This is a genomic window from Paenarthrobacter sp. CC6 (assembly GCF_040560085.1).
GTDB classification, from domain to species: Bacteria; Actinomycetota; Actinomycetes; order Actinomycetales; family Micrococcaceae; genus Arthrobacter; species Arthrobacter nicotinovorans.
Genome location: NZ_JARDAN010000016.1, coordinates 1 through 26,974, shown reverse-complemented (window position 1 = coordinate 26,974; position 26,974 = coordinate 1). Strand labels below are relative to the sequence as shown.

The following is a 26,974-nucleotide window of genomic DNA, read 5'->3' as shown; positions in this document are numbered from 1 at the left end:
GAAAACCCATTGCCCTCCCCACCCCACGATGGTTCGATGGGACTCATGGCTACCGCAGAAAGTTATGTCCTGGCGATCGGAACCAAGAAAGGCCTGTGGCTGGCAACCAGCCCGGACCGAAAAGAATGGTCCCTCTCCGGTCCGCACTTCCTGATGAGCGAGATACCCAGCATCGGGATAGACACGCGGGACGGCAAAACACGAATCATGGTGGGGGTAAGGTCAGAGCACTGGGGACCCACCGTGGCACACTCAGACGACCTCGGCGCCACATGGACCGAGCCCGAGCAAGGCGCCATCAAATTCCCGGACGGCACCGACGCCGCCCTGGAGCGGGTGTGGCAGATCTACCCCGACGCCGACTCCCGCCCAGGCGTCGTGTGGGCCGGTTGCGAGCCGATTTCGGTGTGGAAATCCACCGACGGCGGCGAACACTTCGAGCTGAACCGCGGACTATGGGACCACCCCCACCGCAGTGAATGGGGTGCGGGCTACGGCGGCGCGGCGGCACACTCGATTGTGGTGGATCCATCCGGCGAGAAGGTCCACATCGCCATGAGCACTGGCGGCGTCTACAGATCCCTCGACGGCGGGACCTCCTGGGAGCCCCGCAACAAGGGCATTTCGGCGTACTTCATGCCGGACCCCAATCCCGAGTTCGGCCAGTGCGTCCACAAGATCGCAGCCGATGCCTCCGTGGAAGGCCGTCTGTACGCGCAGAACCACCACGGTGTGTACCGGACGGATGACAACGGCGAGAATTGGGATTCCATCGCCGAAGGGCTGCCAGCCGATTTCGGATTCGTCATGCTCACCCATCCGCGCCGGGAAGGGACGGCCTGGGTCATCCCGCTCAAGGCTGACGGTGAACGCATCCCGCCTGGCAGCAAGCTCAGCGTCCACCGAACCGACGATGCCGGTAACACCTGGAAGGAACTGCACACGGGCCTGCCGGATCACGAATACAACGCGGTGCTCCGGGATGCGGCATCCGTGGATACTGCCGAACCCGTGGGTGTGTACTTCGGAACCCGCGGTGGTTCCGTTTACGCCAGCGCCGACGAGGGCGAGACCTTCAATGAAGTGGTCTCGCACTTGCCGGACGTGCTGTGCGTTCGTGCGGCCGTCGTTGTTGGCAGCGACGCCGGAGCCACCGCCGTCGAGCAATCAGCAGCCAGCGCTCCGGTACCTGGTTAGGTCCGTTGTGGCTGACTTTACGGTCCTGTTGCCTGGTGTCCTGCAGCCGCTCGTCGGCGGACAGTCCTGTCTGACTGCGTCCGCCGACGGTGCTGTGACCGTTGGACAGCTCTTGGACTCGGTGACCGGAGATTATCCGGTCCTGGCCAGGCGTTTGCGTGATGAAACCGGGGCACTGCGCCGTTTCGTGAATATTTACGTTAACGGTGACGAGGTCCGGCGGTTGAATGGTCTTGAAACGGAAGTTGCGGCGGGCCAGGAGGTCTTGATAGTCCAGTCCGTGGCCGGCGGCTGAGGGTGAAGGGCGTCCAGCCTGGTCTCCAGCAGAGACTGTTCAGGCGACGCGCCAAACACTGCATTCGTCGGTATTGATGGCTTTCCTCATCCCGGAGGCGTAATCCATGATCCAGACGACGCCGATCCCTGGCGCCGTTTCCTGGACGCGTCCGCGGCGTATGACCACGTCGTCGTAGGCGGGCCCAACCGACAGGCGGGCCTCGATCTCGTCTCCGCGGTGGAGCTGGCTGATCGCGCGTATTCGTGTTGTTTGAGTGGTTACTTCCTTCAGCATGGTGTCCTCCTGGCTGGAGCTGGTGCCTGCACTTGCCGGCTATTCCAGTGTGGAGGGGCAATGTTGCCACGGTATTTCGGCGTGGTTAGGGTCCGGTTAGCATTCCGGGATGGTTGCGTTTCCGCCCGTGCGCGGGCGCCGCCGCGACGGACGGCCACAAGACGCGCCCGCCTGAAGTCCGGCGCCTCCGCAGGCCAGTGCCGACGCGGTTGTAGCCTGATCTCGGTTACTGAGATTTACAGCAACCACAGGCTCCGTCCTCCCGGGAGAACCAATGGGTGTTTTACGGCGATCGCTCGCGCTGTCCACAGGCTTGGTGGTTTTTGCCGCCGGCCTGTTTTTTGTCCAGGCTCCTGCCACGGCAGTACCACTTCCCGGGCCCGATAATCCGAACGTCCAATTCGTTGAGGGCACACCGCACTCGGAGCATGTTTTCGAGGCGCCGCTCCCGGAAACCAAGCAGCCCACCAAGGGTCAGTCCGACGTCGACTCGCTGCTCCGTGACGGAGCTGCGGCAGCCGGTCCGGGCGGCACCATCAACGTCCGGCTGGTCACCGCGAAACTGGCGGACAACACCAACCCGGTTTCCATGACGGACGCTGAAAAGGCTGTGGTGTCCACCAGCAACTACTGGAAAGCCATGACGGCCAACAAGCTGTCCATGACGGTGGCCAGCAAAGTCGCCGGCCACCAATCCAAGGCCCGCTCCACGGACAGTTACAGCACCATCATCTCCACGATCACGGGGGAGTTGAACTGGTCGGCCAGCCCTTACACAGCGCTGGTCATCTTCATTCCGACGTCCACGTTGTCCGGCAACGCCTTGGGCGCCGGGTACAGCAGCGGCAGTTACAGCGGCCGGGTGCTCCTGCCCCAGATCAGCAGCTTCACCAACAACGTGATGAGCCACGAGTTCGGCCACGTCATAGGCCTGATGCACGCAGATGCCCTGCAGTGCGGCAGCGGAGTGTCCGACGTCGGGGTCAACAGCAACGGCCAGTTCACCGATCCGTCCTGCTACATCCGCGAGTACGGCGACACCACCGACATCATGGGAGCTGCCCAGTACGCGACGCCGGTTGTGAGTTCCACGTTCTGGGACTATGCGGGCCTGGGCCGCGGGGATGAGATCCGGGACGTGGGCATCGCAACGGGTTCCAAGAGCTACACGCTCAAGCCGTGGGGAGGCACCGAAGCCCAGCGGGCGATCAAATTCACCGATCCCGTCAGCAAAGAGGTCTATTACCTGGAGCTGCGGGAACCTGCCGGCTATGACAATTACCTGGGAACAGCCGGCAAACCCGGAAACATGGGCGTGAAGATCGTCCAGCGCGGCGGCGCCACCATCGCTTCTTCCCTGATTCTGATGCCCTCCACCAAGCCTTTCTCCGACCCGTGGTACGCCAGCAACCACGCCTGGCAGGCAGGGAGCACCTTCACCACGTACACCGGTACGCAGGTGACCATGAATTCGGTGTCGTCGACGTCGGCCACCATCACCATCACTGCCGACCCGCGGCTCACCGCCAAGGTCCGCTTTTCTACGGGGGATTTCGACGGCGATGGACTCGCCGATGTCTTCTCCCGCGAGCCCGACGGCTCCCTGATGCTCTATGCCGGGTTGCCCGGCAACAGGCTGGATAATCCGCGTCAGGTGGGCTTCGGGTGGAATATTTTCGATGCCATCACCGGCTTTTCGGATTTCGATGGAGACGGACGAAGCGACATCCTGGCGCGCACCAGCGACGGTGTCCTCTGGCTATACCCGGGCGACGGAAACGGCGGTTTCCTCGCCAAGCGGCAAATCGGATCCGGCTGGCAGGGCTTCACGAACATCATTGGCGTGGGCGATTTCGACGGCGATGCCCGCCTCGACGTCATGGCGACCAAGCCGGATGGCACTCTCTGGCTTTACCCAGGAGATGGCCAGGGCGGCTTCCGTGCCTGGTCGCAGATCGGATCGGGTTGGAACGGCTTCACCAGCATCACTTCCGATGGCTCCTTCGGGCTTCTGGCGCGGGCAAGCGACGGCACCCTCTACCTGTACCCCGGCAACGGCTGGGGTGGTTTCGTGCCGCGCGTCGCAATCGGCAGCGGTTGGAACGCGGTGGGCGACATCGTGAGCGGACAGGACTTCACGGGTGATAAGAAGTCCGATGTCCTGACGGTGACCTCCGGGGGGTCCATGCGGCTCTACCCGGGCAGCGGTTCGGGCTTTGCCGAACGCTTGGTCATCGGTGCCGGTTGGAACCAGTTCAGCCAGGTCTGGGAGGCGGGAGATTTCGACGGAGATGCAGTCGCCGACATCCTGGCCCGCGGTACTGACGGCGCGTTGTGGCTCTATCCGGGGAACGGTTCCGGCGGCTTCCTGCCCCGCGTCCAGGTGGGGTCGGGGTGGAATGCTTTCAATACTGTCCTGAGTGCCGGAGATTTCGACGGCGATGGCCACCCGGACCTGGTCGCACGGACAGCCGGCGGAGCGCTGTGGTTGTACCCGACAGACGGCCGGGGCCAGTTCCTGGCCCGCAAGCAGATCGGTGTCGGCTGGCAGGGTTTCACTGAACTTCTCGCTCCGGGCGATTTCTCGGGTGACGGCAAAGCGGACCTTGTGGCACGCGCCGCCAACGGCAGCTTGTGGCTTTACCCGGGTAACGGTTCGGGCGGCTTCCTGCCGTGGAAGCAGATCGGCACGGGGTGGGACATTTTTGACTCGGTAGTGCAGGGTGGGGACTTCAACGGCGATGGCCGGGAGGACATCATGGCCCGGGGCACTGACGGGGCGTTGTGGCTGTATCCGGGCAATGGCAGCGGCGGATTCCTGGCCCGCGTTGCCTTGGGTTCCGGCTGGAACACTTTCAGCTCGTTCGCGGCCTTGGGGACAGGCTTCACCGGAACGGGAAATCCGTCAGTTGTGGGTGTTGGCGGAAACGGGGAGCTCTTCCTGTACACAGGAACCGGTCAGGGGAGCTTTCAGTCCGTGCTGCTGGATCCACGGTAGGCCTGGGATGTTCTTTGCTGCTTGCCTTGGCTGAACGCTGAGGCCGGGGCAGCGAAAAGCCCGGCATGTCAGGAGACGTGCCGGGCTTTCCCCGTTCCGAAGCTCCGGCAACAGGGCTGGAGCGCCGGAGAGGTGACGTTCTAGCGCAGGCCGAGTTCCGCCGTCGGGACCTTTGCCGATTCGCGCGCCGTGGAGGCCGAGACGATGGCGATGAGGCAGACGATGGCCGTGAAGATGGACACGGGAACCCATCCACCGGGCTTGGTGCCACCGATGGCGGTCACGATGGTCGGGGCGAAACCTGCGGCGAGGAAGCCGAGCTGCGTGCCGATGGCCAGCCCGGAGAAGCGGACCTTGGTGCTGAACATTTCACCGTAGAACGACGGCCAGACGGCGTTGGCGGCAGCGTAGCCAAGGGAGAAGTACACGACGGCGGCCAGGAACATCAGCGGCGTGGAACCGGACTCGAAGCTCAGGAAGAAGACCGGCGTCATGATGGCGCTGGCCACTGCTCCGTAGATGAACACGGGCTTGCGGCCGATGCGGTCTGCCAGCGTGCCGAAGAGCGGCTGGGTTCCCAGAGCCACGAGGTTGGCCACAACCACCAGCCATAGGGTGATGGTGCTGTTCACATGCGCAACGTCCTGGGCGTACTTGATGGCCAGGGTGCCGAAGACCGTGCTGACTGCGGCAATGAACGCGCAGCAGATCACGCGGAGGACGTCCTGCCAGTGGTGCTTGAGGAGGTCGGCGATGGGGAGCTTGGCAATCTGGTTGTTCTTCTGTGCCTCAGCGAATGCGGGTGGCTCGTGCAGGGTGCGGCGGATGAAGAAGGCAACCAGCACCACTACTGCGCTGAGCCAGAACGGAATACGCCAGCCGATGCCGTACTTGATGTCATCCGGCAGTGCCACCACGGGAATGAACACGAGCGCTGCCAGGATCTGGCCGCCCTGCGTTCCCGTCAAGGTCCATGAGGTGAAGAAGGAGCGGCGGTTGTCCGGGGCGTGCTCCAGGGTCATGGATGACGCGCCGGCCTGCTCGCCCGCTGCCGACAAACCCTGGCAGAGCCGGGCAAGTACCAGGAGGATCGGGGCACCCCAGCCGATGGTTTTGAAGTCGGGTAGGCAGCCGATCACGAAGGTCGAGGCGCCCATGAGCACCAGGGTGAACATGAGGACCTTCTGCCGGCCGATCCGGTCGCCGAAGTGACCCAGGAACGCAGCGCCGATGGGCCGTGCAAGGTAGGCGAAGCCGAACGTGGCAAAGGACATGACGGCCGCATTGGTGTCTGCGTCCGGGAAGAAGACGTGCGGGAAAATCAAGGCCGCGGCAGATCCGAAGATGAAGAAGTCGTAGTACTCCACGGCGCTGCCCAGGAAGCTGGCGAGGGCAGCCTTCTTCGGAGTCCCGGTGGTTTCGGTGATGCCTGGCGTCGCTGACGGCATTGTTTGGCTCATTGGGTGTTCCTTCTGTGACGACGATGTCGCGAATAGAGCTTCAGCGGGAGACCCAAGCGAGGTGCGGCCGGTCAATCCCTTAGCTAGTAACCACATGGTGAGAGCTACTTGCGTAATACAGCAATGATCCCTGTGAGTATGGTCACTTGTCAAGAGGTGTAATCACCATCTAGAAATAGCTCTCACTATGTGAGAGCATCGGGTTATGAGTGTGAAAGAGGACACAAAGACCGACATGGTCGGCAAAGCCCTGGGCCTGCTGGTCCTGCTGGGAAACGAGCCGAAGGGTGCAAGTGCGGCGGATCTGGCCAGAAGCGCCGGACTGCCTTTCAGTACCACCTACCGGCTGCTGGGCTCGTTGACCCGCGACGGATTCGTTGACTACGAACCCGATGGCCGCCGCTACCACCTGGGCCTGCGCGTCTTCCAGCTCGGACAACGCGTCTCCAACCACCACGGCTTCGCTGCCACAGCGCTGCCGGTCCTGCAGCGGGTCACCGACAGTACGCATGAGGCCACCATCCTCTCGGTCCGCGACGGCGACCACCACCTCACAGTCAACAAGGTGGACGGGCCCAAGACGTTCCGCGTCACCAGTGACCCCGGACATCTGGGAGCGTTGCACACGACGTCGGTGGGCAAGGCCCTGGTTGCGTTCGAGGATGAGCCCGAGCGAAAACGCCTGATCGAGGAACTTCCCCTGGATCCGCTCACTGAGCATTCCATTACTGATCGGGATGCCTTTAGGGCGGAAATTGAACAGGTGCGCCGGCAGGGCTACGCCGTGATGGACGAGGAAAACGAGATCGGCATGCGTGCCGTCGCTGTCCCGGTCCTCAACTCCCAGGGCCACGCGTTCGCTTCGCTGGCCACTGCCGTTCCGGTTTTCCGACTCAGCATGGAGGAACTCATCGCCCATGTGCCCACCCTGCAGGAGGCCGCGGCTGAACTAGCGGCCCGCCTGCCGCAGCGCTGAGCTTCGTTGCGAGGCCCGTTCTGCGCGCTAAACGCGACTCTTGGCGCGCAAAGCAGGCCCCGCAACGCATAAACCAGCCCGACACAACGCATCTGGCACGTCATTTGTTCGCGATAAGAACAAGCGTGCGGAATATGAACACTTGTAGTAATCTGGATAACACCCGGCCGTCGACGCCCCAGAAAACGTCAATGGCCGCGGTGCTGAAGTCAAAGGAGCTTAGGATGAGCAACCGAGCCGAGTCCGTTCTGGTGGGCCTCGTTGGCGAAGGGGTCATGCCCTCGCTCACGCCGCCCATGCATGAACGCGAAGCCGATGTGCAGGGCCTTCGCTTGCTGTACCGCCCCATCGACCTGCTGGAGCTGGCCTTGCCGGCCGCCGCCGTCGGGGACCTCCTCACCGCAGCCGCCCGCATGGGCTTCAACGGCCTTAACATCACTCACCCGTGCAAGCAGCTGGTGCTTGGGCACCTTGATGAAATTTCCGACGACGCCGCGCGCCTGGGTGCCGTCAATACGGTCCTGATCCAGGACGGCCGGTTCATCGGACACAACACGGACTTCTCCGGCTTTGGTTCGGCCTTGAGGGATGGACTTCCGGACGCCACCTTGGGCCGCGTCGTCCAGCTTGGCGCCGGCGGGGCCGGTTCTGCCGTCGCCTACGCGCTCCTCAAGGCCGGTGTCACCACCCTGGACTTGGTGGACGTGGATCCTGCCCGGGCCGTGGAACGTGCCGACGAACTCAGCGGACTCTTCCCCGCGGCCACCGTCACCCCGCGCAGCACGGACGAACTCCCGCAGATCATGCCCCTCGCAGACGGCCTGGTGCACTGCACCCCGATCGGCATGGCCGCCCACCCCGGACTGCCGCTGGACCTGGGACTCGTGGAGCCGAGGCACTGGGTGGCGGACATCGTCTACCGCCCCATCGAAACGCAACTGGTCCGCGAAGCACGGGCCAAGGGCTGCAAAGTCCTCGACGGCGGCCGCATGGCAGTCGGTCAGGCGGCCGACGCCTTCAAACTCTTCACCGGACGGGACGCCGACCGCAACCGCATGCGGGAGCACTTCCTGGAGCTGATCGCCCTGGAAGACGCCGCAACCGCGCTCTCCGCCGGCACCCTCGCAAAGGCGGCCCACTGATGCGCACCGGAATCGCCACAGTCTGCCTGTCGGGCACCTTGAAGGAAAAGATGCAGGCCTGCGCCATCGCGGGCTTCGACGGCATCGAGATCTTCGAGCAGGACCTCGTCACGTCCCCGCTGAGTCCCGAGGACATCCGGAAGATGGCCGCCGACCTCGGCCTGGGCCTGGATCTCTACCAGCCGTTCCGGGATTTCGACGGCGTGACTCCGGACCTGCTGAAGGCCAACCTCAAGCGGGCCGAGGCCAAGTTCAAGCTCATGTCGCGTCTGGGCATGGACACCATCCTGGTCTGCTCCAACGTGGCCACGGCCACCATCGATGACGACCAGCTGCGGGCCGAACAGCTGGCAGCGCTCGCCGGACTGGCAGGAGACCACGGGGTCAAGGTTGCCTACGAGGCCTTGGCCTGGGGCAAGTACGTCAACGACTACGAGCACGCCTACCGCCTGGTGGAAATGGTGGACCATCCGAACCTCGGCACCTGCCTGGACTCCTTCCACATCCTTTCCCGCGACTGGGACACCGCCCCGATCGAGGACATTAACGCGGAGAAGATCTTCTTCGTGCAGGTTGCCGACGCCCCCAAGCTCTCCATGGACGTGCTCTCCTGGAGCCGCCACTACCGGGTCTTCCCCGGGGAGGGACAGTTCGAGCTCGCCAAGTTCATGGGCCACGTCGTCCGTGCGGGTTACACCGGGCCGGTATCGCTCGAGGTCTTCAATGACGTCTTCCGCCAGTCGGACGTGGAACGGACCGCAGTGGATGCCATGCGCTCACTCATCTGGCTGGAAGAACAGAGCGCAAAGTGGCTGGCCGGCACGTCCGCGGAAGCCGGAACGGAAGCAGCAGCCGCGTCCCGCCGTCGTTATCCCATGGAACTTGCCACGCTGCCCAAGGTCAACGAACCAGCCGGCTTCAACTTCGCCGAGGTCAAAGCCGACGACACCGCGCAGCTCGAGAAGCTCCTGGGGCAGCTCGGCTTCGGATTCGAGGGACGCCACCGCACCAAGGACGTCCAGCTCTGGACCATGGGCCAGGCACGCGTCATCATCAACGAGCAAGCGGCCTCGCACTCGGAACCGGCCATCGCAGCCCTGGGGTTCGACGTCGACTCTCCAGTGATTGCCTCCGCCCGCGCCCAGCAACTCAAGGCGCCCGTAGTGGCGCGCAAGGTCCAGGCCGACGAGGAAGTCTTCCAAGGCATCTCCGCCCCGGACTCCACCGAGATCTTCCTGTGCCAAGGCAGCCCTGACGGAACCGCAGCCTGGACGCACGAGTTCGGCGAAGGCCTGGAACACGTTCCCAGCGGGCAGAACGCGGTCATTGACCACGTGAACCTCGCCCAGCCGTGGCAGCACTTTGACGAAGCCGTCCTCTTCTACACCAGCGCATTGGCACTGGAACCGCTGCCGTTCGCAGAGGTCCCGAGCCCCAGCGGCCTGGTGCGCTCGCAGGTCATGGAAACCAGCACCGGCGCGGTGCGGCTGGTGCTGAACCTGGCGCCGGCCCAGCAAGCGCAGAACGCCCGCAAAACGTACCAGGAACACATCGCCTTCGCCGTGGACGACCTCGTGGCCACGGCGCGGTCCGCCCGGGACCGCGGCCTTGAGTTCCTGCAGATTCCGGCCAACTATTACGAGGACCTGGACGCACGGTTCGATCTTGAACCGGGCTTCCTGGCCACCCTCCAGGAGCTCAACCTCCTGTATGACCGGGACGCCAACGGCGAATTCCTCCACTTCTACACGGCCACAGTAGGCAGTGTGTTTTTTGAAATGGTGGAGCGCCGTGGCAGCTACAACGGCTACGGAGCCCCGAATGCCCCAGTCCGCCATGCCGTCCAATACGACTCACTTCACCGGGCATAGCTGCCCGAACCTCACAAAGAATCCATAGAAAGGAGCCGGTTGTGCCGCAAGACAACACTGCACAAGCTCTAGAATCCGAGGAACTCGTGTCGCCAGCAGAGCCGCATGCCGCGCACGATGCCAAGAAGGTTGAGACGCAGGCGGACCTCAGCGCTGAGATCAAGGCCATCGGGGATCGTTACGCCCAGGCACTGAAGGACGGCAAAGGACCTGAAACCATGCCGCGGCTGGACTATGCGCCCTACCGCAGCAGCATCCTGCGCCACCCCACCAAGAGCCTGCACCACGCGGACCCGGAGACCATCGAGCTCTACTCGCCGGCCTTCGGACACCAGGACGTGCACGCACTGGAATCGGACCTGACCATCCAGCACAACGGCGAGCCGCAGGGTGAGCGCATCATCGTCGCCGGCCGCGTGCTGGACGGCGACGGCCGCCCGGTGGCCGGCCAGCTCGTGGAGATCTGGCAGGCCAACGCATCGGGCCGCTACATCCACAAGCGCGACCAGCACCCCGCACCGCTCGACCCGAACTTCACCGGCGTCGGACGCTGCATTACCGGCGCCGACGGCTCGTACTCCTTCACCACCATCAAACCCGGCGCCTACCCGTGGAAGAACCACCTGAACGCCTGGCGTCCGGCGCACATCCACTTCTCCATGTTCGGCTCGGAGTTCACGCAGCGCATCGTCACCCAGATGTACTTCCCGGGTGACCAATTGTTCCCGTTGGACCCCATCTACCAATCGATCGTGGACCAGGACGCCCGCGACCGCCTGGTGGCACAGCACGACCACGAGCTGACCAGCCCCGAGTGGGCCCTCGGCTACAAGTGGGACATCATCCTGACCGGTTCCAAGCGGACCTGGACGGAAAACGAAGCATACGGCGACGCCGGGGACGAGGAGTAAGCACATGAGCAAGCTGACACCCACACCGGGCCAGACCGTGGGCCCCTTCTACGGCTACGCCCTCCCCTTCACCAAGGACAACGAGCTCCTGGCCCCGGGCAGCCCCGGCAGCATCCGCCTTCAAGGCACGGTGTACGACGGCGCGGGCAACCCCATCCCGGACGCCATCCTTGAGATCTGGCAGCCGGATACCGAAGGCAACATCGTCCAGCGCACCGGCTCCCTGGTCCGTGACGGCTACACGTTCACCGGCTGGGGCCGGGGCTCCGTGGGCAACTCCGGCGTGTACACGTTCACCACGGTCAACCCGGGTCCCACCAAGCCCGGAACGGCAGCGTTCATCTCGGTGGCCGTTTTCGCCCGCGGCCTCATGAACCGCCTCTTCACCCGCGTGTACCTGCCGGAAAACGAGGAAGCACTGGCCAATGATCCTTTGCTGAGCTCCCTGGATCCGGAACGCCGCAAGACGCTCATCGCCCGTCGCGACCCCGACGGTGGCCTCACCTGGGACATCCGCCTGCAGGGTGGCGACGAGACCGTGTTCCTGGACTTCCAGCAAGACGGTTCGCTCGACAACAGCGTCGGCAACAGCGGGGACTCGCCGGCAAGGGAAAACCTGGCATGATCGACGGCGACTTCGGCCTCCTCAGCCCCGTCTCGGCGTCGCCCTCCGTGGCCGCGCTGACGGGCGACCGTGCCGTGATCGCGGCAATCCTCGACGTCGAAGCCGCCTGGGCGGCTGTCCTTGAGGAAGCCGGGCTTGCCCCGGCGGGATCCGCCGCTGTGGTGGCCGAAGCCGCCAACCCCGCGTCCTACGACGTCGCGGATATCGCTGAACGGGCCCAAGGCGGAGGCAACCCGGTGATTCCGTTGCTCGGCGACCTCCGCGCCCGGGTCCGCGGGCTGGACACCGCCGGCATCGGTGCGGGCAAGGCGGTCCACGCCTCGCTCACCAGCCAGGACGTCCTCGACTCCGCCCTCATGCTGCTCGCCTCCAGGACCATCGCGGCGCTGCTGGCCGAAGTCAAGGGCACGACGACGGCGCTCGCTACCTTGGCGGAACAGCATGCGGAAACGCTGTGCGTGGGCAGGAGCCTGACGCAGCATGCGCTTCCGTACTCGTTCGGGCTCAGGGCTGCGCAGTGGTTCCAGGGCGTGGCCGCTGCGGCTGCGCGCCTGGAGTCGTTGGAGTTGACCGTGCAGTTCGGCGGGGCCGGCGGAACCTTGGCCTCCGGGACCAGGCTGGCCGCGGGCTCCGGTTCAACGCCCTTTACACTGGCCGATTCGTGGGCGGCTGCGCTGGGGTTGGCCCCGGCGGCGGCTCCCTGGCACACCAACCGCCTGGTGGTGACGGCCCTCGGTGACGGGCTTGCGGCACTGGTCGATTCCTTCGGGAAGATCGCCGCCGACCTGCTGTTCCTGAGCCGTCCGGAGGTTGCCGAACTTGGTGAGCCGTTGGCTGCCGGACGCGGGGTGTCTTCGGCCATGCCGCAGAAGCAGAATCCGGTGCTCTCCGTGCTGATCCGCAGCGCAGCGTTGCAGGCTCCCGGCCTCGCATCTCAGCTGCACCTGGCCGCGGCCACTTTCAATGACGAACGCCCGGACGGCGCCTGGCACAGCGAGTGGCCTGCACTGCGTCGCCTGTTGGGCCTGGCGATGGGCGCTGCTTCCCACCTCCGCGAACTCACCGAGGGTCTCCGTGTCTTCCCGGAAGCGATGCGCAGGAACCTGCAGTTGTCGGGCCCGCTGCTCCTCAGCGAAGGTGTGTCGGCCGCCGTCGCCCCCCTGCTGGGCGAGGACGGAAAGCAGAAGCTGCAGGCTGTCGTCGACCGGACCCTTGCGGCTCCGGCAACCGAACAGGGGGACACGTACCGCAAGCTCCTCCGTGAAACCGTTCCATCCAACAAGCTCTCCGACGCCGGGCTTGAGGCACTGCTGGATCCGGCAAGCTACCTGGGCGAGGCACAGGAAATCAGCCGTCGGATCCTCGCCGCCTACCCCGGCTTCACCGGATCCCCTGCGAAAGGAGCCCCTCGTGGCTAAGCCAACCATCAAGGCCGTGTTGCTGTCCCCGAAACGTGAACTCGGCGCGAAACCGCTCCTGGTGGTCGGCCCGTCGCTGGGTACCTCCACCGTTCTGTGGTCCGAAACCGCCGCGCTCCTGGGCGACGAATACGACGTCATCGGCTGGGACCTGCCCGGCCACGGCATCTCGCCGGCCGCCGCCGAAGGTTTCGACGTCGCGGACCTGGCGGACGCCGTCGTCGACCTTGTGGACTCTGTCACCGGAAACACGGCGGCGACGTTCCACTATGCGGGTGTCTCCCTGGGCGGGGCCACCGGCCTGCAGCTCGGCATCAAGCACGGCGACCGCCTCCGCAGCTTGTCCGTCCAGTGCTCCGGGCCGAAGCTCGGCACTCCGGAGGGCTGGCTGGACCGTGCGGAAACCGTGCGCTCCCTGGGTACTCCGGTGATGATCCAGGGTTCCGCTGAGCGCTGGTTCGGCCACGGATTCATGGAGCGCCAGCCGGAGATCAGCAGCCGCCTGCTGCACGCACTCCGCGACGCCGACAGGTTCAGCTATTCGTTCTGCTGCGAAGCCCTGGCCCGCTTGGACGTCCGCGATCAGCTCGGCAGCATCGCCGTCCCCACGCAGGTGATTGCCGGTGAAGAGGACCAGGTCGCACCGCCGTCGATGGCTGAAGAGCTCGTCAACAGCATCGTCGCCGGTGGCGGCACTGCTGAGGCCGTGACGCTCGACGGCGTCGGGCACCTCGCGCCCGCAGAGGCACCGAAAGTCGTGGCATCGCTGATGCGCACCTTCATGAAGGAGAACGGACGATGAGCCCTACGGCTTCCGAAAGCAACGACGCGGCTCGCAACGGTGCCGTGCAGGCGGACGCCACCGCGCAGGATATCTACGACGCCGGCATGGTGGTCCGCCGCGAAGTGCTCGGGGACGCGCACGTGGACCGGGCGAATGCCGGCAAGGATTCCTTCACCGAGGACTACCAGGACATGATCACCAGGATTGCCTGGGGTGGCATCTGGACGCGGCCTGGCCTGAGCCGGCAAATGCGTTCCGCCGTAACCCTCACGGCGCTGGTGGCGCACGGTCACTGGGAAGAGCTGGCCATGCACGTCCGGGCAGCCCTCAACAACGGCCTGAGCAGGGACGAAATCAAGGAAATTCTGCTGCAGACCGCCATTTATTGCAGTGTGCCGTCGGCCAACTCGGCCTTCAAGACGGCCCAAAAAGTATTCGCCGAAATCGACGCCACCGAACCCAGCTGACCCCAGGTCCCCTGATTGGTCAGGCAGAAACGAAGGAAACACCATGAACCAGGCTTTTGTGTACGACGCCGTGCGCACGACCTTTGGCAAGTTCGGCTCCGGCCTTGCCGCTGTCCGTCCCGATGACCTTGCCGCGCACGTGGTCCGCGAGTCCGTGAAGCGGGCACCCGGGCTGGATGTTGAGCGGATCGACGAGGTCGTGTTCGGCAACGCCAACGGCGCCGGCGAGGAAAACCGCAACGTGGCCCGCATGGCCACCCTGTTGGCCGGCCTGCCCGTGTCCATTCCGGGCACCACGGTCAACCGTTTGTGTGGCTCGTCCCTGGACGCGGCCATCATCGCATCGCGCCAGATCAATGCCGGCGACGCCGACCTCATGCTGGTGGGCGGTGCCGAGTCCATGTCCCGTGCGCCGTGGGTGCTGCCCAAGACGTCCAAGCCCTACCCGGCCGGTGACATGACCCTGGCATCCACCACGCTTGGTTGGCGTTTGGTAAACCCGGCCATGAACAAGGACTGGACCATCTCCCTGGGCGAAGCCACCGAACGACTGCGCGAGAAGTACGGGATCACCCGGGAACGGCAGGACGCTTTTGCGGCGGACTCGCACAACCTGGCCGACGCCGCGTGGAACGAAGGCTTCTACGATTCTTTGGTCACGGCGGTTCCGGGCACTGATCTCGTCCGGGACGAGGGCATCCGTGCCGGTTCTTCCGCTGAGAAGCTTGCGGGTTTGAAGACCGTGTTCCGCCCTGAGTCTGACGGGCCCGACGGCGGTACGGTCACCGCCGGGAACGCCTCACCTTTGTCCGATGGTGCTTCGGCTGCGTGGATCGGTTCGGAAGCCGCTGCGGGGATTCTTGGTTTGGATCCCTTGGCCCGTATTGCCGGCCGTGGCGCGCATGGCAACGATCCCCAGTTCTTCGGGTTCGCCCCGGTGGAGGCCGCGAACAAGGCCCTGGCGAAGGCGGGCATCGGCTGGGACCAGGTGGGCGCCGTCGAACTTAACGAAGCGTTCGCCGCGCAATCGCTGGCGTGCGTTGACGCGTGGGGAATCGACCCCGGAATCGTGAACCGCCACGGCGGTGCGATCGCGATGGGCCACCCGCTCGGCGCCTCCGGTACCCGCATCCTCGGCACGCTCGCGCGGTCCTTGCAGGCTTCCGGTCAGCGCTGGGGCGTCGCGGCGATCTGCATCGGCGTCGGTCAAGGCCTGGCCGTGGTGCTGGAAAACGTAACTGCCGGAGTTTCAGAAGGAGTCTAGGGCGATGTTGAATTTCATTGACAATGTTGGCGAGGCTGTCGCCGGCATCAAGGACGGGTCCACGGTGATGATCGGCGGGTTCGGCAATGCCGGGCAGCCGTTCGAACTCATTGATGCCCTGATGGATTGTGGCGCGAAGGACCTGACCGTGGTGAACAACAACGCCGGCCAGGGCGATCAGGGCCTGGCGTTGCTGATCAAGGAAGGCCGGGTCCGCAAGATGATCTGTTCCTTCCCGCGGCAGTCCGATTCCTGGCACTTCGACGCCAAGTTCCATGCCGGTGAGATCGAGCTGGAGCTCGTGCCGCAGGGCAACCTGGCCGAGCGTATCCGAGCCGCCGGCGCCGGGATTGGCGGGTTCTTCACCCCCACCGGCTACGGCACCACCTTGGCTGAAGGCAAGGAAACCCGGTTGCTGGACGGGAAGTGGCAGGTATTTGAGACCCCGATCCACGCCGACGTCGCGCTGATCAAGGCGCTCAAGGCCGACGGCAAGGGCAACCTCGTCTACCGCAAGACCGCCCGGAACTTCGGCCCGATCATGGCCGCCGCAGCCAAGCACACCATTGTGCAGGTCTCGGAGATCGTCCCCACCGGTTCGCTGGATCCGGAGAACGTGGTGACACCTGGTATTTACGTCAACAGCGTGGTCCGCGTCGGCGGTTCCCGAGCAGAGCAGGTGGCCTGAACATGAGCACCCAAACAAGCATCCAAACCTCCGAAAAGCCGCTGGGCCGCGACGAACTCGCCCAGCTGGTGGCCCGCGACATCGCTCCCGGTTCGTTCGTGAACCTGGGCATTGGCCAGCCGACGCTCGTGTCCAACTACCTCACCGAGGAACAGAACATCACGCTCCACACGGAGAACGGGATGCTCGGCATGGGCCCGGCAGCTGTTGGCGAGGAGATTGACGGCGATTTGATCAACGCCGGCAAAATCCCCGTCACCGAACTTCCCGGAGCTTCGTACTTCCACCACGCCGACTCGTTTGCGATCATGCGCGGCGGGCACCTGGACATCTGCGTCCTCGGGGCCTTCCAAGTCTCCGCCACCGGCGACCTCGCCAACTGGCACACCGGGGCCCCGGACGCTATTCCCGCCGTGGGTGGCGCGATGGACCTCGCCACCGGCGCCAAGGATGTCTTCGTGATGATGACCCTGCTGACCCGCGAGGGCGTGTCCAAGCTCGTGGAGAAGTGCACGTACCCGCTGACCGGCGTCGGCTGCGTGACCCGCGTCTACACGGACAAGGCAGTGTTCCTCACAGGACCCGACGGCGTCACCGTCCGCGAGACCTTCGGCTGCACCTTCGACGAGATCCAGGAACTCGTGCCCCTTCCGCTGAAAAAGGCAGAGTAGGCCCCGCAAGTTTGGGCTCCCCCGCGTTGTGAGGCCCGCTCTACGCGCTATCGCCTTGGCATGGCGCGCAGAGTAGGCCCCGCAAGTTTGGGCTCTCCGTTGTGGGGCCCGCTTTGCGGGCTATCCCCTTGGCATGGCGCGCAGAGTAGGCCCCGCAAATCTGGGCTCTGCGTTGTGAGGCCCGCTTTGCATGTTATTTTTCCCGCTTAGGGCGCAAAGCGGACCCCGCAACGCCACCTAGGATTGGTAACCATGACCGACTCCGCAGTTACCCCGCAGGCCAGCGACCAGTACGTCCAGTCGCTGGCCCGGGGCCTCGCCGTGATCCGGGCGTTCGACGCAAACAACCCCGTCATGACGTTGAGCGAAGTCGCAGCCCGCACGGACCTGACCCGCGCTACGGCTCGCCGGTTCCTGCATACCCTGGTTGAGCTCGGCTACGTCCGCACCGACGGAAAGACCTTTGCGCTCACGGCCAAAGTGCTGCAGCTCGGCTACTCGTACCTCTCCGCCCTGTCCCTGCCGCAACTCGCCCAGCCCCACTTGGAGCAGCTCAGCCTGAAACTTGGGGAATCCACGTCGGCCGCAGTCCTCGACGGGAAGGACATTTTCTACGTGGCGCGGGTCGCCACCAAACGCATCATGAACGTCGGAATCACGGTCGGCACGCGCTTCCCCGCCTACGCGACATCCATGGGCCGGGTGCTGCTTGCCGGACTTCCGCAGGCCAAGCTCGAGGCATACCTGACGACGGCGGAACTCACCCCGCTCACGCCGCGAACCGTCGCCAGCGTGCCCGACTTGAGGGCCGCCGTCGAGCGTGTCCGTCAGCAGGGCTGGTGCCTGCTTGACCAGGAGCTGGAACTCGGGCTGATGTCCATCGCTGCCCCGGTCTGGAACCACAACAACGGGGACAACGTGGCCGCGATCAACGTGTCCCTGCAGGCCCAGGCCGTTGCGGCGCAGCCGGATCCGGACCAGTACCTGGAGGAAGTGCGGCAGCAGGTGGTGGCGACCGCCGACGCCATTTCCCAGGACGTCTCGGCCAAGCACTGAGTTTTTTGTACAGCTAATGCCCGCAAGCTGGCCTCATAAGGGCATTAGCTGTACAAAAACTACTTCCGGATCGCCGCGAGCCGTGCTTCCAGAATCCGCCGCACCATGGAGTCGGGCAGGGGGTTGTCCGCGGAGAACCTCAATGTTCCCGGCGACCACGAGTACCCGCCAAGCTCCTCCGACATTTCGGGGAGGATCTGGCCGCTGAACGGGTACAGCGCCAAGTGCTTCTTCGTTTCGAGCACGCTCACGAAGCCCTTGCCATCCACCAGCAACGCGGGCATCCCATAACTGGTGCCTTCCTCGGCGTCAGGGGCAAGCTCCCGCGCGATCCCGACGATCCGTTCCAACGGACCCCGGTTGCCCGCGCTGACAGTGTCCAGGTATTCGGTGACAGTTCCCATAGGGACATGCTTCACCACGGGAACCCGCCAGGCCAGAGCCTTAGCGCTCCGGGATGACCGCGATGCCCTGGATCTCGATCAACGCTTCCTTCTGCCACAGGCGCGTGACGCCGATGCCGGCCATGGCCGGGTACTGCGAGCCCGCCATTTCACGCCACAGCCGTCCGATTTCCCGGCCGTTGGCCATGTAGTCGTCAACGTCGGTGAGGTAGATGGTCACGTTGACCAGATCCTCAGGTTCGCCGCCGGCCTCGCGCAGGGTGGTGAGCACGTTGGTGAACGCCTGTTTGAACTGCTCCACAATCCCGCCGGGAACGATGTTCATGTTCTTGTCCAACGCTGTCTGCCCGCCCAGGAAGACCGTGTTGCCGGCCAGGATTCCGTGCGCGTAGCCGGATGGTTTGGCCAGTGACTCCGGGTTGATTGTTGTGTGACTCATGCTGTTCCTCCTCGGTTGTGGCAACTGCAAAAACTTTTGAAAAGCCCCTGTGCAGATCATTTCCGCCGTGCTACGTTGAGCATATGTGACGATCGTAAAAAAGTCGACACATCCAGAATCTCGAAGGGAAAAGCAATGAAACTCGCCACTTTGCGCACGGCCAACGGAGGAACGACGGCGGCCATCGCCACCGGCGACGACGCCTGGCTCGCGCTTCCGGCCAGCGACGTCGGCGCACTCCTGGGCCGGTCGGACTGGCGGGCTCTCGTGGAGGAAACGCAGGCATCCGGAGCTCCGGTCATCACCGGCGCCGACCCTGCCCCGTTGCTTCCCCGCGCCGGCAAAGTCATCTGCTGCGGCTTGAACTACGGCGACCACATCCAGGAAATGGGCAGGGAGCTTCCCGAATACCCCACCTTGTTCGCCAAGTACGCGGACACCCTGATCGGCGCCAACGACGCCGTGGAAGTCCACGGCAGTGGCCGCGTCGACTGGGAAGCCGAGCTCGCCGTCGTCGTGGGTTCCGAGCTGTACCGGGCGGACGAGGACCAGGCCCGCGAAGCCATCGCCGGGTACACCGTTGCCAACGACGTCTCCATGCGCGACTGGCAGAACCGGACCCTGCAGTGGTTCCAAGGCAAGGCCTGGGACCGCACTACCCCGGTGGGGCCGGTCATGCTGACCGCGGACGAGGCCGGGGAGTTTTTTGACGTCCGCGGCTACGTCAACGGCGAGCTCGTGCAGCAGGGAAACACCAGCACCCTGGTATTCGGACCGGCGCAACTGCTGTCCTACATCTCCCGGTTCACTGTCCTGCGCCCCGGCGACCTCGTGCTCACCGGAACGCCCGGGGGAGTGGGCATGGGCATGACTCCGCCCCGCTTCCTGAAGGACGGGGATGTCCTCACCACCGAAATCGACGGGATCGGCCGGCTGGAAAACCTGTTCCGGATCCATGCCGACGTCGCAGTCCCCGCGTCATAACAAACGTCCCGAAACCCACACAAAGGAGAAACCCCATGAGCCAGACAACCACTGAATACGTCCTCGACGGCGACAACTCCATCTACGCCCAGCCTGACGGCAAGGTTGTCCCGGTTGTTACCCGCGCCGGTGCAGAAGACACCAACACCGCACAGTCCGGCGATTGCATCCGCGTGTCAGGCGTCAGCATCCAGCACACCCCGGCGACCAAGATCTGGTTCGGCCAGGTATCCAACACCCCGGGGTACCGTTCACTGCCGCACCACCACGGTGAGGCCGAAACCGGCGGCTATGTGCTCCGGGGCCACGGCCGGATCTACTTCGGCGAGAACTACTCGGAGTTCCTGGACATGAAGGCCGGCGACTGGGTCTTCGTGCCCCCGTTCATGCCCCACGTCGAGGCCAACATGTCCGTCACGGAAGACCTCGTGTGGCTGACCGCCCGCACCCCGGAAAACCTCGTGGTCAACCTTGAGGACGTTCCGGACGAGACCCTCGCCGACTACCGCAGGGCATAGGCCATGATCACTGGAACCCTGACCTCGGAGACCTTCCTCCGCGCCGTCCAGCTGACCCCGGCAACGCCGGAGGTTTTCGACGAAGCGTATGAAGCAACCACGCAGTACGTACCGTGGCCAAAAGCCTATGGTGGAGACATGGTGGCCCAAGCCGCAGCAGCCATGATGCGCTCGGTGGACGCTGACAGGACATTGCACTCGATGCACAGCTACTTCATGCGTCCGGTGGATATAGGTTCCAGTGTCCGCTACGAAGTCGAGCGCCTTCGGGACGGCCGCGGATACTCCACGCGGACAGTCCGCGGCTTCCAGAACGGCAAGCCGGTGTACGCCGCGATGGGTTCCTTCCAGGTTCCCGAGAACGGTCCGGACTTCCAGCCTGAGGCGCCTGCCGCCGTCGAGCCTGAATCCCTGCGTTCAGCGGCGGAAGCGCTTGAAGCGGCCGACGGCGCGGCGGCGGAGTACTGGTCGACGGGGCGCAGCTTCGACATGCGCCATATTCCCGGTCCGGTATATATCGAATTGGAGGGCGGCATGGTCCCCCAGCAGGCCATCTGGGTCAAAGCCTTCGATGCCTTGCCGGACGACGCCGACCTCCACCGCACAGCCCTTGCCTACGTCTGCGACTACACGATCCTGGAGCCGCTTCTCCGGGTCAATGGATTGAACTGGTCCAGCCCCGGCCTCGCAACGGCGAGCTTGGACCACTCCATGTGGTTCCACCGCGACGGCCGTGCCGACGAATGGGTGCTGTATGCCCAGGAAGCCGTATCCGGCCAGAGCAACAGGGGCCTGGCCATGGGCCGGTTCTTCGACCGGCAAGGCAGGCTCCTGGCAACAGTCGCCCAGGAAGGCATGATCCGCGCGGGTTCCTGACCGGCCCGCAACCCGCACGCCCCAAAACGCCCATCCCCAGCTTCAACGACGCACCACTGAAAGGAACGGCCATGAGCATGTTGCCATCGGCCCACGTGGACACGTTCACCCGCGACCACCTGCCGCCCGCCGATACCTGGCCGGCGCTCGAATTCACCCTCCCCGAACTCCAATACCCGGACCGGCTCAACGCTGCCACCGTGCTGATCGACGACGCTGTCGAGCAATACGGTGCCGACCGTCCCGCCCTCCGCACTCCAGACGGCGTTGTCTGGAGCTACGGCGAGCTGCAAACCCGTTCCAACCAGGTGGCCCAGGTCCTCACCGAAGACCTCGGCGTGGTTCCCGGCAACCGCGTGCTGCTGCGCGGCCCCAACAACCCGTGGATCGTCGCGGCCTGGCTCGGCGTCCTGAAGGCCGGCGCCGTGGTGGTCACCACCATGCCCATGCTGCGCTCCACCGAGGTCGCCACCCTGATCGGACTTACGAAGCCGGTGGTTGCGATTTCCGACCACCGCTTCGTGGACGAGCTGGCGATCGCGGCAGGGGACGATGTCACTGTCCTGGCGTACGGATCGACCACCGGTAACGCGGACGACGACGGCGACCTCACCTCCCGTTGCGGGCGCAAGAGCGGGGAGTTCGCCGCTGTGGACACGGCCGCGGACGACGTTGCCCTGCTGGGACCGACCTCGGGTACAACCGGTGTGCCCAAGGTGACCATGCATTTCCACCGCGACATCCTGGCCAACGCCGACACGTTTGCCCGGTACATCCTGCAACCCACGGCTGACGATGTCTTTGCGGGCTCACCTCCGCTTGCGTTCACGTTCGGACTCGGGGGCCTGGTGGTCTTCCCGCTCCGCTTCGGCGCGTCATCCCTCCTCACCGAGAAAGCCGGACCGGTGGAACTGGCAGAGCACGCAGCCGCAGCCGGTGCCACCATCCTGTTCACCGCCCCCACGGCGTACCGGGCCATCCTGAAGGAGAAGCGCGGAGATCTCCTGCGCAGCCTGCGGATTGCCGTCTCTGCCGGGGAGCACCTTTCCAAGGAGACCTGGGAAGCCGTCCGTGAAGCCACAGGCCTGCGCCTGGTCAATGGAATCGGCGCCACGGAGATGCTGCACGTGTTCATCTCCGCTGCCGGGGACGATATCCGCCCAGGAACCACGGGGCGTGCTGTGCCGGGGTTCAGGGCCACCATCCTGGACAACGACGGCAACGAACTCGGCGCGGGCAACATCGGCCGCCTGGCAGTCATCGGGCCCACCGGGTGCCGCTACCTGGATGATCCCCGGCAGGCGAACTACGTGGTGCGAGGCTGGAACGTCACCGGGGATACCTTTGCCATGGATGCCGACGGGTACTTCACCTACCAGGCCCGCTCGGACAACATGATCGTCTCCTCCGGGTACAACATCGGCGGGCCGGAGGTTGAATCGGCCATAGACCAGCACCCGGATGTCGTGGAAAACGCAGTCATCGGCATCCCGGACGAGGAACGCGGCAGCATCGTCTGCGCTTTCGTTGTCCTGCGCGACGGAGTCACCGGCGACGCCGCCAAGCGCAAGGAAATCCAGGACTTCGTGAAGCAGACCATCGCGCCCTACAAGTACCCCCGGGACGTCCGCTTCGTCACCGGACTCCCGCGCAATCCCAGCGGCAAACTCCAGCACTTCAAGCTCCGCGAAGGAGTCCTTGCACAGGACGCCGGGAGCGCGAGCCAAACCCCGCAACTTACCCCTGCCGGCCAGAGCCAGGCCTGAAAAGGAGCATCACCATGAAGATCGCAATCGTTGGAGGCGGCCCGGGTGGCCTGTACTTCGCAGCACTGATGAAGCAGCTGGACCCGTCCCACGACATCACCCTCTGGGAACGCAACGCTGCCAGCGACACCTTCGGATTCGGCGTCGTGTTTTCCGATGAGACCCTCGGCGGCATCGGCAACGCCGACCCCGTGGTGGCCGAATACATGAGCCGTCGGTTCGCCCGCTGGTCCGACATCGACATCCACTTCCGGGGCGAGATGAAAACGGTGGGTGGGCAGGGGTTTGCGGCAATGAGCCGCAAGGAACTCCTTGAGTTGCTCCAGCGCCGCTGCATCGAACTGAACGTGGATGTCCGGTTCAGCACCCTGGCGCCGCCGGTGGAGGAACTCGAGGCCAATTACGATCTTGTCCTGGCCGCCGACGGAATCAACTCCCAGATCCGCGCCCGGTATGCGGAGTCCTTCAAACCGAACCTGGATCCGCGGACCAACAAGTTCATGTGGCTCGGCACCAACCAGGTCTTTGAGGCCTTCAAGTTCTTCGTGAAGGAAACCGAGTGGGGCGTCATGCAGATCCACGGCTACCCCTACTCGGATGAGGGCTCCACGTTCATTGTGGAAATGCACCAGGACGTGTGGCACGCAGCGGGCTTCGACGAGACCGCCAACGAGGTTTTCCCGCCGGGTGTCTCGGACGAAAAGGCCATCGCCAAAATCCGCGACATCTTCGCCGACGAACTGGACGGCTACGAGGTCCTGAGCAACAACTCCAAGTGGATCAACTTCACCACGGTCCGCAACGAGAGCTGGCGCCACAACAACGTGGTCCTGCTGGGCGACGCTGCCCACACGGCCCACTTCTCCATCGGCTCCGGCACCAAGCTGGCCATGGAGGACTCCCTGGCCCTGGCTGCGTGCCTGCACGAGCACCCCACGGTGGAGCAAGCACTGGAAGCCTACGAGGCCGAACGCCGGCCCGTGGTGGCGTCGACCCAGCGTGCAGCCCAGGCTTCCCTTGAATGGTTCGAGCGCATCGGCCAGTACAAGGACCAGGATCCCACCCAGTTCGCGTTCAACCTGCTCACCCGCAGCCGCCGCATCACTCAGGAGAACCTGCGCTTGCGGGATCCCGGATTCGCCGAGGCCGTGGAGCGTAACTTCGCTGAATCCCAGGGCCTTCGCGAGGTTGCCCCGGCCATGTTCCAGCCGTTCCGCATCGGAGGGCTGGAGCTCAAGAACCGCATCATCGTCTCCCCGATGGACATGTACTCCGCTATTGACGGGGTCCCGGGCGACTTCCACAAGGTCCACCTGGGGTCCAAGGCGCTGGGCGGCGCGGGGCTGGTCATGACCGAGATGGTGTGCGTTTCCGAAACGGGCCGCATCACCCCCGGCTGCACCGGCCTGTACACCGATGGCCAGCGTGACAGCTGGAAGGAAATCGTGGACTTCGTTCACAGCCGCTCCACCGCCAAGATCGGCGCACAGCTGGGCCACTCCGGCCGCAAGGGCTCCACCAAGCTCATGTGGGAGGGCATCGACCAGCCGCTCGAGTCCGGAAACTGGACCGCCGTCGGACCTTCCGCCCTGCCGTACAGCGCCGAAAACCAGACCCCGGTGGAATTGGACCGTGCCGGCATGGATGCCATCAAGGCGGAGTTCGTTGCCTCCACCGTCCGTGCCGAGGAGGCAGGTTTCGACCTTCTGGAGATCCACGCGGCCCACGGCTACCTGCTCTCCTCCTTCCTTTCGCCGGTTTCCAACAAGCGGACCGACGAATACGGCGGCAGCTTGGAGAACCGGCTGCGGTTCCCGTTGGAAGTGTTCGACGCCGTTCGCGCGGCCTGGCCTGCCGGCAAGCCTTTGACGGTACGCATCTCAGCGACCGACTGGATCGAGGGTGGCAACACGTCTGACGATTCCGTGGAGATCGCCCGGGCTTTTGTCGCCCACGGCGCTGCCGGCCTGGACGTCTCCACGGGCCAGGTGGCCAAGGAAGAGAAGCCTGCCTTCGGCCGCAGCTACCAGACGCCGTTCGCTGACCGTATCCGCCAGGAAGTGGCCGCTCCGGCAGGTGTGGCGGTGATCGCCGTCGGCGCTATCTCAAGCTACGACGACGTCAACTCGATCCTCCTTGCCGGCCGTGCGGACCTCATCGCCCTGGGCCGCACGCACCTGTACGATCCGCAGTGGACCCTGCATGCCGCCGCTGAGCAGGAGTACCAGGGGCCCGGCGCCCAGTGGATCCCGCAATTCCGGGCGGGACGCCGCAAGCCACCGAGCTCGCGCACTGACGCCGTCCGTCCCCGCCTTTCGTTGCTGAAGGAAGCGGACATCGACGAGGCCACCACGCACCTCCGGTGGACCCCGGCGTCGGCTGCTGCATCGGTTTTGGTGAAGTAGCCGTGGCTACCGCACCAGTCAACGACTGGAACGTGCCTAAGAAGACCACCGGCTTGGTGTTGTTCTGCTGCTGGCTCGCGATCCTCGCCGAAGGCTATGACGTCGGCGTCCTCGGCGCTGTCCTTCCCGCGCTTGCGGAGTACAAGGAATGGAACCTGTCGCCGCTTGCCCTGGGCGGCCTGGGGTCATATGCCTTGATCGGCATGCTTATTGGCGCCCTGTTCATCGGCACGCTCAGCGACCTCGTAGGCCGCAAGAAGATGCTCCTGGCATCCATGGTGATCTTCACGATCACCCAAGCCGGCGCGGCCTGGGCGCCTACCCCTGAACTGTTCGGGCTGTTCAGGCTTATCGGCGGTCTCGGCATGGGTGGTGTCATCCCGGTGGCGGCTGCACTGACCATCGAGTACTCAGCCCCGAACAAGCGGTCATTCAACTATGGCCTCATGTACTCCGGCTATTCCCTGGGCATTGTCGCAGCTGCCCTGGCTGCATTGTTTGTCCTGCCCCTGGGTGGCTGGCGTGCCGTGATTGCCATTGGAGCGGCACCGATTGTCCTGCTCCCGGTCATCTGGAAATTCCTGCCCGAATCGCTGGAATACCTGGAGACAAAGGGCCGCCGCTCCGAGGCGAAGGCCTTGGCCGCTACTCTTCAGATCGCCGACTACCGGCCTGTTGTCCCGGCGGCCCCGGTTGCCAACGGCGGGCCCGCGGATCCTTGGTGGAAGACCATCACCACCATGTTCTCCAGGAAGTACCTGCGCTCCACGGTGTTCTTCTGGATCTCGCTGTTCTGCGGCCTGGTGCTGGTGTACGGGCTGAATACCTGGTTGCCGAGCATCATGAAGAAGGCCGGCTACGACCTCGGCTCGTCCCTGACGTTCCTGTTGGTCTTCAGCCTCGCCTCTGCCATCGGTGGCCTGCTCCTTGGCCGCGCGGCTGACAAGTACGGCAAGAAGCTCATCCTGATGGTGTTCTACATCCTGGGCGGCCTGGGCATCATGCTGCTGGTCTTCCCCAACACCATGGTGGTGAATCTGCTGTTCGTGGCGTTCGCCGGCGTCGGTTCGATCTCGACGTCGCTGGTCCTCACCGGCTACATTGCCGACTACTACCCTGCCAAGGTCCGTGGAACAGCCACGGGCTGGGCGCTGAGCTTTGCCCGGCTGGGTGCCATTTCCGGGCCCCTGATCGGCGGCTGGATTGCAGGCTCCAAGTTGCCCTTCGAGGCGAATTTCGCGATCTTTGCCGGCATCGCGGTCTTGGCGGCCGGGGCGGTGGCGATGATTCCCAAGCCGCAGCCTGAGGTGCCGGTCGCCGCCGTCGACGTCGATCCCGACGACGTCACCGTCAGCACCGTCTAGGAAACAGCCCCGCGAGGTGGCAGTTAATGACAATTGGGAACCGGCGTCTTCAGGTGGCTAGTGCAACACCCCTGTAGTTGGAGGGGTGTCATGGTCAAGAAGTTGCCGTGGTCGGTTCG

25 protein-coding genes are annotated in these 26,974 nt (G+C 64.7%); 21 read left to right on the top strand and 4 right to left on the bottom strand.

Annotated features, from left to right (window positions below):
- Positions 1–36: 36 nt before the first annotated feature.
- Both PV760_RS15565 and PV760_RS15560 read left to right on the top strand, forming a co-directional pair.
- Positions 37–1,197: a WD40/YVTN/BNR-like repeat-containing protein gene (locus PV760_RS15565; RefSeq protein ID WP_039243451.1), complete on the top strand. Its 1,161-nt coding sequence runs from the start codon at positions 37–39 to the stop codon at positions 1,195–1,197.
- A gap of 7 nt (positions 1,198–1,204) precedes the next feature.
- A complete protein-coding gene (locus PV760_RS15560) occupies positions 1,205–1,492 on the top strand; it encodes a MoaD/ThiS family protein (RefSeq protein WP_018779357.1) in 288 nt (95 codons plus the stop codon).
- Between the two features lie 39 nt (positions 1,493–1,531).
- Here the strand turns inward: PV760_RS15560 and PV760_RS15555 are convergent, their stop codons facing one another.
- Positions 1,532–1,768 carry a hypothetical protein gene (locus PV760_RS15555; RefSeq protein WP_018779356.1) on the bottom strand — a complete coding sequence of 79 codons (237 nt, stop codon included), beginning with the start codon at positions 1,766–1,768 and terminating at the stop codon, positions 1,532–1,534.
- A gap of 274 nt (positions 1,769–2,042) precedes the next feature.
- Here PV760_RS15555 and PV760_RS15550 point away from each other — a divergent pair, with 274 nt between their 5' ends.
- Positions 2,043–4,766, top strand: coding sequence for an FG-GAP-like repeat-containing protein (locus PV760_RS15550; RefSeq protein ID WP_354628193.1), 2,724 nt, complete (start codon positions 2,043–2,045; stop codon positions 4,764–4,766).
- A 140-nt stretch (positions 4,767–4,906) separates the two neighbouring features.
- Here the strand turns inward: PV760_RS15550 and PV760_RS15545 are convergent, their stop codons facing one another.
- Positions 4,907–6,226 (bottom strand): MFS transporter, encoded by a 1,320-nt coding sequence (locus PV760_RS15545; RefSeq protein ID WP_018779355.1) that lies wholly within the window; start codon positions 6,224–6,226, stop codon positions 4,907–4,909.
- 205 nt (positions 6,227–6,431) lie between these two features.
- On the opposite strand from PV760_RS15545, the gene PV760_RS15540 reads away from it, so the two are divergent.
- The 12 genes from PV760_RS15540 (at position 6,432) to PV760_RS15485 (ending at position 18,099) form a co-directional block, all read left to right on the top strand.
- Positions 6,432–7,202 (top strand): IclR family transcriptional regulator, encoded by a 771-nt coding sequence (locus PV760_RS15540; RefSeq protein WP_193590248.1) that lies wholly within the window; start codon positions 6,432–6,434, stop codon positions 7,200–7,202.
- A gap of 224 nt (positions 7,203–7,426) precedes the next feature.
- On the top strand, positions 7,427–8,344 hold the full coding sequence (locus PV760_RS15535; RefSeq protein WP_079582309.1) for a shikimate dehydrogenase: 918 nt from the start codon (positions 7,427–7,429) through the stop codon (positions 8,342–8,344).
- Positions 8,344–10,215, top strand: a complete 1,872-nt coding sequence (locus PV760_RS15530) for a bifunctional sugar phosphate isomerase/epimerase/4-hydroxyphenylpyruvate dioxygenase family protein (protein ID WP_018779352.1) — start codon at positions 8,344–8,346, stop codon at positions 10,213–10,215. The genes PV760_RS15535 and PV760_RS15530 overlap by 1 nt, the downstream gene beginning before the upstream one ends.
- Before the next feature lie 41 nt (positions 10,216–10,256).
- Positions 10,257–11,126 (top strand): protocatechuate 3,4-dioxygenase subunit beta, encoded by an 870-nt coding sequence (pcaH, locus tag PV760_RS15525; RefSeq protein ID WP_354628192.1) that lies wholly within the window; start codon positions 10,257–10,259, stop codon positions 11,124–11,126.
- A gap of 4 nt (positions 11,127–11,130) precedes the next feature.
- Positions 11,131–11,751 carry a protocatechuate 3,4-dioxygenase subunit alpha gene (gene pcaG / locus PV760_RS15520; RefSeq protein WP_354628191.1) on the top strand — a complete coding sequence of 207 codons (621 nt, stop codon included), beginning with the start codon at positions 11,131–11,133 and terminating at the stop codon, positions 11,749–11,751.
- Positions 11,748–13,169 (top strand): lyase family protein, encoded by a 1,422-nt coding sequence (locus PV760_RS15515; protein WP_354628190.1) that lies wholly within the window; start codon positions 11,748–11,750, stop codon positions 13,167–13,169. The genes pcaG and PV760_RS15515 overlap by 4 nt, the downstream gene beginning before the upstream one ends.
- The gene (locus PV760_RS15510) at positions 13,162–13,971 is read left to right on the top strand and encodes an alpha/beta fold hydrolase (RefSeq protein WP_079582313.1); all 810 of its coding nucleotides are present in this window, start codon (positions 13,162–13,164) and stop codon (positions 13,969–13,971) included. The genes PV760_RS15515 and PV760_RS15510 overlap by 8 nt, the downstream gene beginning before the upstream one ends.
- Positions 13,968–14,420, top strand: a complete 453-nt coding sequence (gene pcaC, locus PV760_RS15505; protein ID WP_354628189.1) for a 4-carboxymuconolactone decarboxylase — start codon at positions 13,968–13,970, stop codon at positions 14,418–14,420. The genes PV760_RS15510 and pcaC overlap by 4 nt, the downstream gene beginning before the upstream one ends.
- 43 nt (positions 14,421–14,463) lie before the next feature.
- Positions 14,464–15,684, top strand: coding sequence for a thiolase family protein (locus PV760_RS15500; RefSeq protein ID WP_354628188.1), 1,221 nt, complete (start codon positions 14,464–14,466; stop codon positions 15,682–15,684).
- A gap of 4 nt (positions 15,685–15,688) precedes the next feature.
- Positions 15,689–16,372, top strand: coding sequence for a 3-oxoacid CoA-transferase subunit A (locus PV760_RS15495; RefSeq protein ID WP_354628187.1), 684 nt, complete (start codon positions 15,689–15,691; stop codon positions 16,370–16,372).
- A gap of 2 nt (positions 16,373–16,374) precedes the next feature.
- Positions 16,375–17,043, top strand: a complete 669-nt coding sequence (locus PV760_RS15490) for a 3-oxoacid CoA-transferase subunit B (protein ID WP_018779344.1) — start codon at positions 16,375–16,377, stop codon at positions 17,041–17,043.
- Between the two features lie 252 nt (positions 17,044–17,295).
- Entirely contained in the window at positions 17,296–18,099 is an 804-nt protein-coding gene (locus PV760_RS15485) for an IclR family transcriptional regulator domain-containing protein (RefSeq protein WP_354628186.1), read from the top strand.
- A 59-nt stretch (positions 18,100–18,158) separates the two neighbouring features.
- On the opposite strand, the gene PV760_RS15480 is transcribed toward PV760_RS15485, so the two are convergent.
- On the bottom strand, positions 18,159–18,503 hold the full coding sequence (locus tag PV760_RS15480; RefSeq protein WP_354628185.1) for an iron chaperone: 345 nt from the start codon (positions 18,501–18,503) through the stop codon (positions 18,159–18,161).
- A 40-nt stretch (positions 18,504–18,543) separates the two neighbouring features.
- Entirely contained in the window at positions 18,544–18,942 is a 399-nt protein-coding gene (locus PV760_RS15475) for a RidA family protein (protein ID WP_018779341.1), read from the bottom strand.
- A 135-nt stretch (positions 18,943–19,077) separates the two neighbouring features.
- Here PV760_RS15475 and PV760_RS15470 point away from each other — a divergent pair, with 135 nt between their 5' ends.
- The 6 genes from PV760_RS15470 to PV760_RS15445 all read left to right on the top strand — a co-directional run bounded on the left by PV760_RS15470 (position 19,078) and on the right by PV760_RS15445 (position 26,855).
- Positions 19,078–19,926, top strand: a complete 849-nt coding sequence (locus PV760_RS15470; protein ID WP_354628184.1) for a fumarylacetoacetate hydrolase family protein — start codon at positions 19,078–19,080, stop codon at positions 19,924–19,926.
- A gap of 35 nt (positions 19,927–19,961) precedes the next feature.
- Entirely contained in the window at positions 19,962–20,444 is a 483-nt protein-coding gene (locus PV760_RS15465) for a cupin domain-containing protein (protein ID WP_055973957.1), read from the top strand.
- Between the two features lie 3 nt (positions 20,445–20,447).
- Positions 20,448–21,320: an acyl-CoA thioesterase gene (locus PV760_RS15460; RefSeq protein WP_110504729.1), complete on the top strand. Its 873-nt coding sequence runs from the start codon at positions 20,448–20,450 to the stop codon at positions 21,318–21,320.
- A 71-nt stretch (positions 21,321–21,391) separates the two neighbouring features.
- A complete protein-coding gene (locus PV760_RS15455) occupies positions 21,392–23,086 on the top strand; it encodes an AMP-binding protein (protein WP_354628183.1) in 1,695 nt (564 codons plus the stop codon).
- A 14-nt stretch (positions 23,087–23,100) separates the two neighbouring features.
- On the top strand, positions 23,101–25,491 hold the full coding sequence (locus PV760_RS15450) for a bifunctional salicylyl-CoA 5-hydroxylase/oxidoreductase (protein WP_354628182.1): 2,391 nt from the start codon (positions 23,101–23,103) through the stop codon (positions 25,489–25,491).
- A gap of 2 nt (positions 25,492–25,493) precedes the next feature.
- Positions 25,494–26,855 carry an MFS transporter gene (locus tag PV760_RS15445; protein ID WP_354628181.1) on the top strand — a complete coding sequence of 454 codons (1,362 nt, stop codon included), beginning with the start codon at positions 25,494–25,496 and terminating at the stop codon, positions 26,853–26,855.
- Positions 26,856–26,974 lie beyond the last annotated feature (119 nt).